Below are 13970 nucleotides of genomic sequence, written 5' to 3' on the forward strand. Positions count from 1 at the left end.
GGTGCGGTCCGAGGCCCGCACCGACCTCGGCGAGGGCGTGCTGCACGTCCTCGCGGTGGAGGACAACCCCGGCGACGCGCTGCTCGTGCGGAAGATGTTCGACGAGGCGGCCGAGGGGCCGGTGCTCGTCGAGCACGTCAACCGCCTGGCCACGGGGATCAGCCGCCTCCTCGACGCCCGCTACGACTGCGTCCTGCTCGACCTGTCGCTGCCCGACGCGACCGGCCTGGACGCCCTCGACCAGATCCGCACCGCGGCGGTCGACGTCCCCGTGATCGTCCTCTCCGGGCGCGCCGACGAGGAGCTTGCGCGCCGCGCGGTGCAGGACGGCGCGCAGGACTACCTCGTCAAGGGGCAGGTCGACGGCCGCCTGCTCGTGCGCTCGGTGAGCTACGCGATCGAGCGCAAGCGCGCGGAGGCGCAGCTCGCCCACCAGGCGCTCCACGACCAGCTCACCGGGCTCCCGAACCGAGCGCTCTTCCTCGACCGCCTCGGCCAGGCGCTCGCCCGCCTCGGCCGCCGCGACACGTCGGTCGCGGTCCTCTTCTGCGACCTGGACCGCTTCAAGGTCATCAACGACTCGCTCGGGCACGCGGCGGGTGACCGCCTGCTCGTCGACGTCGCCACGCGCCTGTTCGGCGTCCTGCGCACCGGTGACTCCGCCGCCCGGTTCGGCGGGGACGAGTTCGTCGTGCTCTGCGAGGAGATCGACGGCGAGCAGCAGGCGATCCGGATCGCCGAGCGGCTCTCGGCGGCGCTGAGCGCCCCGTTCCTCCTCGACGGCGAGGAGGTGTACGTCCGCACCTCGGTCGGCATCGCGCTCGCCCTCGACCAGAACGCGCACGCCGACGCCCTCATCCGCGACGCCGACGCCGCGATGTACCGGGCCAAGGAGCGTGGCGGCGGGGTCTACGAGGTCTTCGACGACGCGATGCGCGAGCGCGCCGTCGAGCGCCAGCACGTCGAGCACGCCCTCCACCGCGCGATCGACCGCCACGAGCTCGAGGTCCATTACCAGCCGCAGGTGCGGATGGCGACCGGCGCCCTCTACGGAGTCGAGGCGCTCGTCCGCTGGCGCCACCCCGAGCGCGGCCTGCTCGGGCCGGCGGAGTTCATCGCCACCGCGGAGGAGACGGGGATCATCCACCAGCTCGGCCTCCAGGTCCTCGAGGTCGCGTGCGCGCAGTCGGCGACGTGGCAGGCCCGGCGCCCCGAGGTCCCCGTCCGCATGTCGGTGAACCTCTCCGCCCGCCAGCTCCAGCACCCCGAGCTCGTCGCGACCGTGGCCGACGTCCTCGAGCGCACCCGCGCCGACCCGGGGCTGCTCTGCCTCGAGGTCACGGAGACGACGGTCATGGAGGACCTCGGCGCGATGGGCAAGGTCCTCGACGGCCTGAAGGAGCTAGGGATCACGCTCGCCGTCGACGACTTCGGGACCGGCTACTCGTCGCTGCGCGCGCTGCAGCGGCTGCCCTTCGACATCGTGAAGATCGACCGCTCTTTCGTGGCGGGGATGCACCGCTCCGAGCAGGAGTCCGCGATCGTCGCCGCGGTCATCTCGCTCTCGCACGCGCTCGGCAAGCGGACGGTCGCCGAGGGCGTCGAGCTCGTCGAGCAGGTCGAGCGCCTCCGCGGGCTCGGCTGCGACGTCGGGCAGGGCTACCACTACGCCCGCCCGAAGCCGCCCGGCGAGCTCGGCTACGGGCTCTGATCGATGCGCCCGGCGATCGGCGTGCCGTCCGCGTCCCACAGGCTCAGCCGCCCGGCGCCGTCCGGGTACTCGCCCATCGCGGCCTTGAAGCGGCCGTCCGCCCCGTAGAGCTCGACGACGGCGGGCGCGCCGTCGGCGGCGGGGCGCTGGCCGACGCGCGTGCGCAGCGTGCCGCCGGCGTCGAGGAGCTCGGCACCGGTGCCGCCGTCCGGCCAGGTGCCGAAGCCGGCCCGGTAGGTCCCGTCGCGGTCCCAGAACTCGACGGAGCTCTCGCGGTCGGCCTCCGGCCCCTGGGCGAGGGCGGCGCGCAGGTGGCCGGCGGCGTCCCAGACGTTGAGCCCGGCCGGCCCGCGCGGGCTCTCGCCGAGGCTCACGCGGTGGTTGCGGCCGGCGTCGTAGAGGTCCACCGAGGAGCTGCCGTCGAGCCAGGCGCCGAGCGCGACGCGGTAGGTCCCGCGCTCGTCGGCGAGGCGCAGCGAGGCGGACCCGGCGGGCTCGACGCTCAGCGTCGCGCGGATCAGGCCGGCGGCGTCGGCGAGGTCGAGGGCGAGGGCGCCGTCGGGGCCCACGCCGAGGCGGGCGCGGACCCGTCCCTCGGCGTCGACGACTTCGAAGGCATCGGAGCGCTCGGGCATCACCCGAGGGTACGGGCGGCGGTCGCGGGCCCGATCAGACCGGGCGGGCCGCGCGGACCCAGCCGGCGACGATGGCCGCCCACGGCTCGCCGTGGTCCTCGAGGGCGGCGATCGTCAGCTGCGTGTCGTAGGCGACGCGGTGGAGCGTGAGCGTCCCGTCGCCGGCGATCCGCGCGTAGGCGGCGCGGTCGTCCCCGTCGAAGGGGAGCCCGACGCTGCCGGGGTTGACGAGCTCGACGCCTGCGGGGCCCGTGCGGCGGAACTGGACGTGGGTGTGGCCGAAGACCACGCGCGTGGCGCCGCCGACGTCGCCGAGGCGCTCGCGGTCCTCCGGCTCGACGCCCGGGCCGAAGGAGCGCATGTCCGAGTGCGGCGAGGCGTGGCAGAAGAGCGTGTCGCCGATGCGGGCAGTGGACGGGAGCGCGGTCAGGCGGGCCGTCGTCTCCGCGTCGAGGTCCCGCCGCATGGCGCGCACCGCAGGCCGCGCGACCGGGTTCGGGGGGACGTCGTGCTCGTCGCCGGAGAGCCAGCGCTCGTGGTTGCCGGCGATCCACGTCGCGTTCGGCAGCCGCTCCAGGCGGGCCACGGTCTGGCGCGGCCAGGCCCCGAAGCCGGCGTAGTCACCGCCGAGGACGTAGCCCTCCACGCCGGCGGCCGCGGCGTCGTCGATGACGGCGTCGAGGGCCGGGAGGTTCCCGTGCAGGTCGTAGAGGACGGCGAGCATGGTGTAGGGATACCGGAGATGGCGCGCGCACCACAGCTCGAGGTCCACGGCCCGGGCCTCGTCCTCCGGCTCCCCACGGCGCGCGACGCGCCGGCGCTCCTGCGCCTCGCGAGCGACCCCGAGGTCACCCGCTGGTTCTCGTGGGGGCCGTACACGACCATCGAGGAGCCCCGGGCGTACCTCGCGCGCCAGGCCCGCCGCCGCCAGGCCGGCGTCCAGCTCGACCTCGTCGTCGAGCACCGCGAGGCCGGGCCCGTCGGGGTCATCGGCCTCAGCGAGCTCAGCGTCCGTGACCGCCGCGCGATGGTCGGCACCTGGCTCGGGCGGGACTGGTGGGGCACCGGGGTCAACGCGGAGGCCAAGGCCCTCGTCTTCCATCTCGCGTTCGGGCGCTGCGGGCTCCTGCGGGTCGGCGCGTACTCGGACGTCGCCAACGCCCGCTCGCGGACGGCGCTGTCGAATGTCGGGCTCGTACACGAGGGCATCCTCCGCGGCTGGCACCGCCACGGCGACGTCCAGAAGGACGTGAACGTCCACGGCCTCCTGCGGGAGGACTGGCTGCGCTCGCGCGAGCACGAGGTGCCGGTGCGGATCGTCGGCAGCGTGCCGGACGCGTTCGTCGTGGGCTGAGCGGCGCGGCGCCATCTCCCGGCGCGGCGGGGGGCGAGTTCGGGCGGCGTGCGGCCTAGTGGGATATATGACCCCACTTCGCCGCACGCACCGGGACCGGCGCCTGTTCGAGCTGGCAAACCGGCAATACGGCCTCATCCGCCACGACCAGCTCATCGCCCTCGGGGTCGCGCAGCACCAGGTGCAGGCGTACCTGCGGAACCACCGTCTGACGCGTGTCGAGGCCGACGTCTACGCGCTTGGGCACACGGTGCTGCGGGACGAGGGCACCTGGCTCGCGGCGCTGTGGGCCTGCGGTGCGAGCGACGTCCTCTCCCACTTCACCGCGGGCGCGTTCCACGGCTGGCGCATCCCGGCCGGCGACGGACGGATCCACCTCAGCACGACGGACGAGACGACCAGCCGCGGCGATCTCGCGGTCCACCGGGTGAAGTCGATCCCGGTGGTCGACGTCTTCCGCAAGGCGCCCTTCGTCGTGACGACCATCCCGCGGACGCTCGTCGACCTCGCCGACGTCATGGACTGGCAGGCGTTCCGGCGGCTCGCCGACGACCTGCCGTCCCTCGACATCGCTCGGATCCGAGCGGCCCAGGACCGGGCGCCGGGCCGGGCCGGGCGCGGGCGGGTCCGGCGACTCATCGAGGCCGACGACGCCCACACGAAGTCCGAGTTCGAGCGGCGTTTCGTGCGCTTCTGCCGTCGTCAGGGCCTCCCGCACCCCGACGAGCTGAACCACCGGATCGCCGGGCACAGCGCGGACTGCGTCTATCTGGGACCGCGCCTCGTCGTCGAGCTGGACGGCCGGGCGTTCCACGAGCGTCGCAGCCAGATGCGGGCGGACCGGCATCGCGACACCGACTACCAGCTCGCCGGCTTCCGCGTCCTCCGTCTCGTGTGGGACGACCTGCACGCGGACGAGACGGCTCGCACGGTGGCGCGGCTCCGGGCCTTCCTCGCGAGCACCTGAGTCCGGCGTGCGGCCCGGTGGGACATATCGCACCACTTGACCACACGCCGCCGGTTGGGCGGGCAGGCGGGGCGGGGCGGGCGGCGGGTCAGGCCGACTCGGGGCGCGGGATCCGCGCCCAGATGTTGTTGCACTCCTCGCAGACCTCGGCGGGGACGACGCCGAGCCTCATGCCGAGGGCGAAGAGCTTGCAGCCGACGCAGAGGGCGAAGGCCGACTCAAGCGTCGCGAAGACGACCATCATGCCGAGGATGACCTCGGCGCCGGTGTCCCAGCCGAACCCGACGACGAAGATCGCGCCGAGCGTCGTGCAGACGGCGCCGATGACCTGGGCGAAGCGCTTGGGCGGGCCGGCGGTGTAGTTCGGCTCGCCGAGGCGGGGGGCGACGTGGTTCATCGCCAGCCGTCCGAGGGGGCTCAGCGTCGGGCCGGTGAGCGCGCGGGCGACGAAGCCGTACGCGAGCGGGACGAGGAGCCAGAGCCAGCCGGTCACGAGCGCGAGCAGCGAGGTCAGCGCGACGACCCCCGCGACGGTGCGGGCGGCCTTCTCGTTGACGGGGTTGGGGAAGCGGAACAGCTCGGACACGACGATCTCCCGGGTCGGACGGAGGCGTTGCCCACGGAGCCGCGGGGAACAATCTCCAGAATACAGGGTGGGTATAGGGTTTATTCACACCGGGCGCCCGGATGGCATACCGCATAAAGCTTGTAGGGTTTGTGACCCCGGAGTTCGGGCGGCCGCGGTCCGAGGGGGCCCTGCGGCGCCGTCCGCAGCGGCTCCTGCAGCCCGCTTAAGGCCCGGGGACTACCCTCGCCTCTCCGTGCCCGCCGCCCACCGTCATCTCAGCGCGCTCCTGCGCCACTGGGAGCGGCGCCCCGTCCAGATCGCGTCGCTGGCCGGGGTGCTGCTCGCCCTCGTGCTGTCGTCGCTCATGCCCTTCGGCCACGCGCCGAAGGACTCGAAGGGCGCCCCGGCGCACCGCGTCGCCAAGTCCATCCCGAAGGACCGCCTCGTCGGGCCGAAGCAGCTGCCGAAGCCGAACGCGGCGGACGTCGAGACGCGCGCGGTGCTCGCGGTGGGCGGGCGGATCGGCCCGATCCGGCACGGCGCCGCGACCCGGCGGATGGTCGCCCTGACCTTCGACGACGGCCCCGGCCCGTTCACCGGCAAGATCCTCGCGATCCTCCGCCGGACGAAGACGCCCGCGACGTTCTTCCAGGTCGGCCGGAACCTCGACGAGAACCCGGGTCCGGCGAAGGCGACGACGCTCCTGAGCCGCGTCGAGATCGGCGATCACACCTACACGCACCACTCGCTGCTCACGATGACCTACCGCCAGCAGGAGGACGAGCTCATCTCCTCCGCAGCGACGATGGAGGCGCAGGGCGAGCCGGTGCCGCGGCTCTTCCGCCCGCCCTACGGCGCCTTCAACCAGGACACCGAGAAGCTCATGGCACGGCGCGGGATGGCGATGATCCTGTGGTCGGTCGACAGCCAGGACTACGCGCGGCCCGGCGTCGACCGGATCGTGCAGAACGTCATGTCGGCGGTCACGCCCGGCTCGATCGTCCTCATGCACGACGGCGGCGGCGACCGCAGCGAGACCGTCCAGGCGCTGCCGAGGATCATCAAACGGCTACGGAGGAAGGGCTACGGCCTCGTCTCCGTCCCCGAGCTGCTGCTGAAGGACCCGCCGCAGGCCGATCAGGACGTCGCGACCCCGCCGCCCGGGGCGGCGAAGGGCGCCGGGTGAGCGGCGGTCAGCCCGCCGCGAACCGCCGGCGGCGGGTGAACTCGCCGGGGAGGGCGCCGTCCGGCCGGTCCTCCCAGAGCAGGTCCTCCACCGTGATGGTCGAGAGGGCCGGCTCGCTCAGCACGTCCTGCGCGATGACGCGGTCGGCGTGCTGGGTGAGGGTGTCCTTGTAGACGTTGCGCACGGCGCGGGCGTTGCCGAAGTGCTCGTCGGCGGTCGCGAGCATGACCTCGCAGAGCCGGACGAGCTCGACGCGTGCCTCGTCGGTCACGTCGTACTGGTCCGCGGCCGCGAGGCGGCAGAAGATCTCCGCGAGCTCCGGGGCCGAGTAGGTCGCGAACGTCATCGACGTCGTGAAGCGCGACGACAGCCCCGGGTTCGAGCGCAGGAGCTCGGCGAGCGGCTCGGGGTAGCCGGCGATGATGACGACGAGGCGGTCGCGCTGGTCCTCCATCGCGCGGATGAGCGTCGCGACGGCCTCGGGGCCGTAGGAGGAGCCGTTCGAGCCCTCGAAGAGCGAGTAGGCCTCGTCGACGAAGAGGATCCCGTCGAGCGCCGACTGGACCACCTGCCCGGTCTTGATCGCCGTCTGCCCGGCGAAGCCGGCGACGAGGTCACCACGCCCGACCTCGACGACGTGCCCCTTCTCCAGGAGGCCGACCGCCTTGTAGATGCGGCCCATGAGCCGCGCGACCGTCGTCTTGCCGGTGCCGGGCGGGCCCGAGAAGACGAGGTGCTGCACGAGCTGCGCGCGCGGCCGGCCGCCCTGCTCCCGCAGGACCTGGACGCGCAGGAAGTTCGCGAGCGTGCGGACGGACGCCTTCAGGTCGTCGAGGCCGACGAGCGCGTCGAGCTCCATCAGCACCCCGACGAGCTCGTCGTTGCGGGTGGCCGCGACGTGGGCGGCGATCTCGGCCGCGCGCTGCCCGCGCTGCTCGGCGACCTGAGCGGCCTCCTCGGTCCGGCCCGCGGCCTCGTGGAGCTCCTCGACGAACGCGAGCGCCGCGTCCACGAGACCGAGCTCGCCGCGGCAGTGCGTGCTGAGCCCCTGCGCGGCGGCGACCGCGTACGTCGTCGCGAGCGCGTCGTCGCCGCCCGCGTGCGCGCAGCGGGCGACGAGCAGCTGCGCCTGCCAGCGGGACACGCCCCATTCGCGGCCGGTCTGCGCGCGGGTGAGCTGCGCCTCGGCGATCGGCTGGATCGCCGTCCAGTCCTCGTCGCCGGTGAGCAGCTCGAGCCAGAGCTCGTCGAGGTCGTCGTCGACCGGTGTCCGCTGGTCGCGGGCGAGGGCGACGTAGCACTCGCGGGAGCGGCCGAGCTCCTCGCGGGCGGCGTCGCGGTCCCCCTCCAGGCGCAGCAGCCGGGCCCCGCGGCAGGCGTGGTACACCGCGCGGTCGAGCGTCGCCCCGGCGTGGCTGCGCATCCGCCCGGCGAGGAGCGCCTCGATGCGCACGCAGGCGTCGGCATCGCCGGCCGCGACGGCGCGCGCGTGCTCGGTGAAGCTCATTCCGGGGGTCGAGGTGACGTTCATCCTGCCCACGGTACGGGCCCGGGCGCCGCCCGGACCGCCGTGCTACGCGCTCTTCTGGTCCCAGCTGAAGCCGCGCACGGCGAAGACGACGCCGGCGACGCCCCAGATCGCGATGACGGCGAGACCGCCCGCGTTGTCGGCTATCGAGCGCCCGGTCACCATCGCGCCGGAGAGCCCGTCGATGATGTGGACGAGCGGGAGCGCCCGCGCGATGTCCCGCAGGAAGGCCGGTGCGTTCGACGCGTCGTAGAAGACGCCGGAGATGAAGATCGTCGGGAGGAAGACGAAGTTCACGAAGGCGGGCGCGGCGTCGAAGTTCGGGATGATGTGCGAGTAGGCGACGCCGAGCGCGGCGAGGCAGGCGACCCCGGCCGCGACGTAGAGCACGAGCTCCGCGTAGTCCTTCGGCCAGTCGACGCCGAAGAAGAGCTTCCCGGCGCAGACGACGATGAAGACCTGCACCGCCGCGTTCGTCACCGCGTGCGCGGCGATCGCGGCGAGGTAGCTGCCCGACGGCAGCGGCGTCCCGCGCATGCGCTTGAGCACGCCCTGCTCGCGCAGGAAGGTGAGGTTCATCGCGAGGGCGCTGAACGTCGTCGACATAACGCTCATGCCGGCGATGCCGGGCACGATGACGTTCAGGTCCTTCTGGTTGCCGCTGAGGATCGCGCCGAAGAGCGCGAGGAACAGCAGCGGCAGGAAGAAGTTGAAGAACGCCGCCGTCGGGTTGCGCCAGAACATGCGGCGCTCCAGGCGGTACTGGCGCCAGGCGAGGCCGAGCGCGTCAGACACCGGCCACCTCCGGCTCGTCGGCGGCGGTGAGCTCGAGGTAGACGTCCTCGAGCGACGGGCGGGTGATCGTGAGGTCGGTGACGCTCTCGCCGCGGGCGAGCGCGTCGCCGGTGAGGTCGTGGACGAGCTGCGTGGGGTCGGTGCACTCGCGCTCCTGGACGGCCCCGTGCTCGTCGCGCCAGCTCACGCGCACGCGCGTGGCCGAGCCGACGCCGAGCTCGCCGGGCGACCCGATCGCGAGGATGCGGCCGTCCTTGATGATCGCGACGCGGTCGGCGAGCGCCTGCGCCTCGTCGAGGTAGTGCGTCGTGAGCAGGACGGTCTTCCCGAGGTCGCGCAGCGAGCGGATCGTGTCCCACGCCTGGCGGCGGGCGGCCGGGTCGAACCCGGTGGTCGGCTCGTCGAGGAAGATGAGCTCCGGGTCGCCGATGAGCGCGAGGGCGAAGTCGAGGCGGCGCGCCTGCCCGCCCGAGAGCGCCCGCACGTAGCTGTCCTGCTTCTCCTGCAGGCCGGCGAGCGCGATGACCTCGTCGACGTCGCGCGGGGACGGATACATCGAGGCCCAGTGGGCGACCGCCTCGCGGCAGGTGACGAAGCGGTACATGCCGCTCGACTGCAGGACGATGCCGACCCGCTCGCGCAGCTCGCGGGAGCGCTGCCCGGGGTCCAGGCCGAGGACGCTGACGTCGCCGCCGGTGCGCTCGCGGTACCCCTCGAGGATCTCGACGGTCGTCGTCTTGCCCGCGCCGTTGGGCCCGAGGAGGCCGAAGACCTCGCCGCGCTCGACCGCGAAGTCGATCCCCCGGACCGCCTCGTGGGTGCCGTAGGACTTGCGCAGGTCCGAGACCTCGATGGCGGGCGCGGCCGTGCTCACTGCCCTCAATCATGGCAGTCTTGGGGCGGATGACGCCCCCGCGTATCGGCTGCATCGACATCGGCTCGAACACGACGCGGCTGCTGGTGGCCGACCGCGAGGGAGCCGGGCTGACCGAGGTGGCCGCGGTGCGGGCGTTCACCGCGCTCGGGACGGGGCGGGCCGCGGGCGACCCGCTGCCCGCCGAGCGGATCGCGGCGGTCGTCCTCGCGGTGGGGGAGCAGCTCGCCCTCGCGCGCGAGCTGGGCGCGACGGCGGTCGACGTCGTCGCGACCGCGGCCGTGCGCGGTGCGCCGAACGGCGCCGACCTCGCGGAGGCGGTGCGGCGGGTCCACGGGGTGGAGGTCCGGGTGCTGCTCGGTGCCGAGGAGGCGGCGTACGCGTTCGCGGGTGCGACGCTCGGCCTCGACCCGGCGGACGCCGCCCCCGACACCGTGCTGGCGGTCGTCGACGTCGGCGGCGGGTCGACGGAGCTCGTGCTCGGGACGCTCGCCGGCGGGCCGACGTGGTCGGTCTCGCTCCCGATCGGCTCGGCGCGCCTGCCGCCGTGCCTGGACCCGCCCTGCCCGGACGATCTCTCGGCGCTGCGCGCGGAGGTCGCCGCGGCGTTCGCGCCGGTCGCGCCCCCGGTGCGCCCGGCGCTCGCGCTCGCGGTCGGCGGCAGCGCGACGTCGGTCACCCGGCTCGTCGGCAGCGAGCTCTCCGCGCACAGCCTCCGGGTCGCCCTCACGGTCCTGCAGAGCGCCCCCGCGGCGGACGTCGCGTCGATCCACCTGCTCGACGAGCGGCGCGTCGCGCTGCTGCCCGCGGGCCTCGTGCTGCTGGAGGCCGCGGTCACCGCGCTGGGGGCGCCGCTGCGGGTCGCCGGCGGTGGGCTGCGCGAGGGCCTGCTGCTCGCGTCCCCCTTCACACCGCGATAACGGAGCCGGTTTGCGCCGCGCTCTAGTCTCGTTCAGACGATGACCGATCAGCTCGATCCCGCGGTGGCCGCCGGCGAGGCGGACGTCGATCTCGACGCCCCGGCGCTCTACTTCAACCGCGAGCTCAGCTGGCTCGACTTCAACGATCGCGTCCTCCAGCTCGCCGAGGACCCCGGCGTCCCGCTGCTCGAGCGGGTGAAGTTTTTGGCCATCTTCACGTCGAACCTCGACGAGTACTTCATGATCCGCGTCGCCGGCCTGCACGACCAGGTCGACGCCGGCCTCAACGACCGCGGCTCGGACGGCCGCCGCCCGACCGAGACGATCGACGCGATCCGCGCGCACGTCGTCCAGCTCAGCGAGCGCCAGGACCGCTGCCTCGCGGAGCTGCGGCCGACGCTCGACGGGCACGGCATCCGCATCCTCTCGGTCGACGACCTCGACCAGGCCCAGCGCGCCGACGTGCAGGCCCGCTTCCGCCGCCAGATCTTCCCGGTCCTCACGCCGCTCGCCGTCGGGCTCGGACGGCCGTTCCCGTACATCTCGAACCTCTCGCTGAGCCTCGCGGTCCTCGTCCGCGACCCGGTCACGCAGACGGTGCTCTTCGCGCGCGTGAAGGTGCCGAAGGAGATGCTGCCGCGCTTCGTCACCGTCGGCGACGCCCGCGGGGACGAGGCGACGTTCGTCCCGCTCGAGGAGGTCATCGCGGCGAACCTCGACGCGCTCTTCCCGGGGATGGAGATCCTCGACCACGGCTACTTCCGCGTGACCCGCGACGCCGACTTCGAGGTGAGCGACGAGGCGGACGACCTCCTGCAGGCGATCGAGGCCGAGCTGCGCCGCCGCCGCTTCGGCGAGGTCGTCCGCGTCGAGGTCGACGCCCGCATGCCGCAGCACCTGCGCGAGGAGCTCACGGGCGCCCTCGACGTCGAGGAACGTCAGATCTACGTCGTCGACAAGCTCCTCGACCTCAACGACCTGTGGCAGGTCGTGAAGGTGCCGGGCTACCCGGAGCTCCGCGACCCGCCGTTCGCCCCCGTCACCCAGCCGCGGCTGCAGGGGGAGGACGGCGCCCGCGGGGACATCTTCGGCGCGATGCGCCACGGCGACGTCCTCGTCCACCACCCGTACGACTCGTTCGCGACCTCCGTGGAGCGGTTCGTCGAGCAGGCGGTCGCCGACCCGGACGTCCTCGCGATCAAGCAGACCGTGTACCGGACGAGCGACGACTCGCCGCTCGTGCCCGCGCTCGTGAAGGCGACCGAGCGCGGCAAGCAGGCGGTCGCCCTCGTCGAGCTGAAGGCCCGCTTCGACGAGCGCGCGAACATCACCTGGGCGCGCAAGCTGGAGGAGGCGGGGGTCCACGTCGTCTACGGCCACCCCGCGCTGAAGACCCACGCGAAGTGCGTCCTCGTCGTCCGGCGCGAGGGTGACGGCGTCCGACACTACGTCCACGTCGGCACCGGCAACTACCACGCGAAGACCGCGCGCCTCTACACGGACTTCGGGCTCTTCACGTGCGACCCGCAGATCGCCGCGGACGTCGCCGACATGTTCAACTTCCTCACCGGCTTCGCGCGGCCGCGGCGCTACCGGAAGGTGCTCGTCGCCCCGGCGCACCTGCGCGACGGGATCCTCCGCGAGATCGACCGCACGATCGCCGCCCACGAGCGCGGCGAGCACGCCCGCATCGTCATGAAGATGAACGCGCTCGTCGACAAGCGGTGCATCCGCGGGCTGTACGAGGCGTCGCGGGCCGGGGTCCCGGTCGACCTCAACATCCGCGGCGTCTGCTGCCTCGTGCCCGGCGTTCCCGGGGTCAGCGAGACGATCCGCGTGACGTCCGTCGTCGGGCGCTTCCTCGAGCACTCGCGCGTCTTCGCCTTCGAGCGCGGGGACGAGACGACGGTCTACATCGGCTCGGCCGACCTCATGCCGCGCAACCTCGACACCCGCGTGGAGCTGCTCACGCCGATCGAGGACCCGAACCTCCGGGCGGACGTCATGGACGCGGTGGAGCGCTGCCTCGCCGACGACACGAACGCGTGGACGCTCGGGCCCCACGGCGGCTGGACGCGCATCAGCGCCGATCCCGGCCGGCCCGAGCCGCGCTCGGTGCACCGCGAGATGATGGTCGGCCACACGGCCCGCGCGGCCGAGACGACGACCGGCTGAACCGGACGAGTGGGTACGACATCCGTCCGTGCTGACGGTGCGGGGTCCGCGCCCGGGAGCGGGATGCCGAAGGAAGGGGCACCGTTGCGTCGGAGAGGGAGGCCGGCTTGCGGCCCGATCGTCCGGAAGAACACCGCCCTAGGAGGCAGGAATGTCGTCCCACCGTCACGCGCTCGTCGCAAGCGCCACAACAGCCACCATCTTCGCCTTGGCGGCGCTGCCGACCGGGGCCTCCGCTGCCGAACGCCAGCGGGATCTCCTCGGTCTGCCGACGTCGACGCTGCCTGTCGTCGACAGCCTGCTCTCGACCGTGCCGATCGTCGGGGATTCGACAGTCGCGACGACGCTGCCGACGCTCCCCGGGCTGGACGCTCTGACGAGCGTTCTCAGCACGGTGCCGGTGGTCGGCGGCAGCGACCCGACGCTGCTCTCGGGCACGCTCCCGGCTCTGCCGATCGGAGGCAGCGATTCGCTGTCCGCTCTCACGTCTGCGCTCCCCGATCTCACCGGCTTGTCCGACGGGCTGCCGGTCGACGGGCTGCCGGCGGGTACGGTACCGACCGGGAACGCGCTCGCGCCGGTAACCGCCCTCCTGCGTCAGGTCGCCACCGCCCTGGCGGGGACCCCGCTCGCCGATGCGCTCAACACGCTCGCCGACCAGGTGGACGCCCTCGGCGACAACGGCGTGACCAACGATCTCCTCACCGTGCTGTCGTCGACGCTCGGGTCGATCGCCGCCACGCCCGGGGTTCCCAAGCCGGTCGCCGACCAGAGCGCGAAGCTGTCGACCCAGCTGGCGCCGAAGCCGGCGACCACCGCGGCCACGCCCCCCTCCCCGAAGAAGCCGGTGGCGACGACGACGACCATCGGCGGGGGCGCCGGTGCGCCATCGGCGGCGGTCGGCGCGGCGCGGCTGTCGAGCCTCAAGGTCGATCGCGCCCACGGCCGCATCCGAGTCGTCCTGGCCTGCTCGTCGGCGCACACCTGCAAGACGATCCTCATCGCGTACAAGGGCACCGCCGTCCGCGGCTCGTCCGCGCTGCTCGTCGTTCCTGCGCGCGGCACGCTCACCAAGAACGTGAAGCTCGACAGCACCGGGCGGCGCCTGCTCAAGAACAAGCGAACGAGGTTCACGGTGGTCGCGGTCCTTCCCGGAGGGAAGTTCGCCTCGCGGACGGTGTCCTCGAAAGCGCCGGTCAAGCAGGCGAAGAAGGGCAAGCAGGCGAGGAAGGCCGCTCGGCGTTAGGGCGACGGCCC

General features: G+C 73.4%; 13 protein-coding genes. 7 read left to right on the top strand and 6 right to left on the bottom strand.

Going from position 1 to position 13970, the window contains the following annotated elements; genetic code table 11:
* Position 1: 1 nt before the first annotated feature.
* Positions 2-1711 carry a putative bifunctional diguanylate cyclase/phosphodiesterase gene (locus NBH00_RS25200; RefSeq protein ID WP_302182709.1) on the top strand — a complete coding sequence of 570 codons (1710 nt, stop codon included), beginning with the start codon at positions 2-4 and terminating at the stop codon, positions 1709-1711.
* Here the strand turns inward: NBH00_RS25200 and NBH00_RS06905 are convergent.
* A complete protein-coding gene (locus NBH00_RS06905; RefSeq protein ID WP_254572610.1) occupies positions 1699-2346 on the bottom strand; it encodes a hypothetical protein in 648 nt (215 codons plus the stop codon). The two genes, NBH00_RS25200 and NBH00_RS06905, sit on opposite strands and share 13 nt — an antisense overlap.
* Positions 2347-2380: 34 nt before the next feature.
* Positions 2381-3070, bottom strand: coding sequence for a metallophosphoesterase family protein (locus NBH00_RS06910; protein ID WP_254572611.1), 690 nt, complete (start codon positions 3068-3070; stop codon positions 2381-2383).
* Positions 3071-3088: 18 nt separating this feature from the next.
* Between NBH00_RS06910 and NBH00_RS06915 the strand changes: the two genes are divergently transcribed.
* The gene (locus NBH00_RS06915) at positions 3089-3700 is read left to right on the top strand and encodes a GNAT family N-acetyltransferase (protein ID WP_254572612.1); all 612 of its coding nucleotides are present in this window, start codon (positions 3089-3091) and stop codon (positions 3698-3700) included.
* 67 nt (positions 3701-3767) lie between these two features.
* Complete coding sequence (locus NBH00_RS06920; RefSeq protein WP_254572613.1) at positions 3768-4667, top strand: DUF559 domain-containing protein; 900 nt, start codon at positions 3768-3770, stop codon at positions 4665-4667.
* 88 nt (positions 4668-4755) lie between these two features.
* On the opposite strand, the gene NBH00_RS06925 is transcribed toward NBH00_RS06920, so the two are convergent.
* Positions 4756-5253: a DUF4395 domain-containing protein gene (locus NBH00_RS06925; RefSeq protein WP_254572614.1), complete on the bottom strand. Its 498-nt coding sequence runs from the start codon at positions 5251-5253 to the stop codon at positions 4756-4758.
* Between the two features lie 235 nt (positions 5254-5488).
* Here NBH00_RS06925 and NBH00_RS06930 point away from each other — a divergent pair, with 235 nt between their 5' ends.
* Positions 5489-6421, top strand: coding sequence for a polysaccharide deacetylase family protein (locus tag NBH00_RS06930; RefSeq protein ID WP_254572615.1), 933 nt, complete (start codon positions 5489-5491; stop codon positions 6419-6421).
* Positions 6422-6428: 7 nt separating this feature from the next.
* On the opposite strand, the gene NBH00_RS06935 is transcribed toward NBH00_RS06930, so the two are convergent.
* The 3 genes from NBH00_RS06935 to NBH00_RS06945 are packed head-to-tail and all read right to left on the bottom strand — an operon-like array spanning position 6429 to position 9618.
* Complete coding sequence (locus tag NBH00_RS06935; protein ID WP_254572616.1) at positions 6429-7952, bottom strand: AAA family ATPase; 1524 nt, start codon at positions 7950-7952, stop codon at positions 6429-6431.
* Between the two features lie 42 nt (positions 7953-7994).
* Entirely contained in the window at positions 7995-8744 is a 750-nt protein-coding gene (locus NBH00_RS06940; protein WP_254572617.1) for an ABC transporter permease, read from the bottom strand.
* A complete protein-coding gene (locus NBH00_RS06945; RefSeq protein ID WP_254572618.1) occupies positions 8737-9618 on the bottom strand; it encodes an ABC transporter ATP-binding protein in 882 nt (293 codons plus the stop codon). The genes NBH00_RS06940 and NBH00_RS06945 overlap by 8 nt, the downstream gene beginning before the upstream one ends.
* Before the next feature lie 29 nt (positions 9619-9647).
* Here NBH00_RS06945 and NBH00_RS06950 point away from each other — a divergent pair, with 29 nt between their 5' ends.
* From NBH00_RS06950 to NBH00_RS06960, 3 genes are all read left to right on the top strand, one after another.
* Positions 9648-10538, top strand: a complete 891-nt coding sequence (locus NBH00_RS06950; RefSeq protein WP_254572619.1) for a Ppx/GppA phosphatase family protein — start codon at positions 9648-9650, stop codon at positions 10536-10538.
* A gap of 39 nt (positions 10539-10577) precedes the next feature.
* Positions 10578-12713 (top strand): polyphosphate kinase 1, encoded by a 2136-nt coding sequence (ppk1, locus tag NBH00_RS06955; protein WP_254572620.1) that lies wholly within the window; start codon positions 10578-10580, stop codon positions 12711-12713.
* Positions 12714-12864: 151 nt separating this feature from the next.
* Positions 12865-13959: a hypothetical protein gene (locus tag NBH00_RS06960; protein WP_254572621.1), complete on the top strand. Its 1095-nt coding sequence runs from the start codon at positions 12865-12867 to the stop codon at positions 13957-13959.
* Positions 13960-13970: the final 11 nt, after the last annotated feature.

Origin of the sequence: Paraconexibacter antarcticus, assembly GCF_024220175.1 — a bacterium.
GTDB classification, from domain to species: Bacteria; Actinomycetota; Thermoleophilia; order Solirubrobacterales; family Solirubrobacteraceae; genus Paraconexibacter; species Paraconexibacter antarcticus.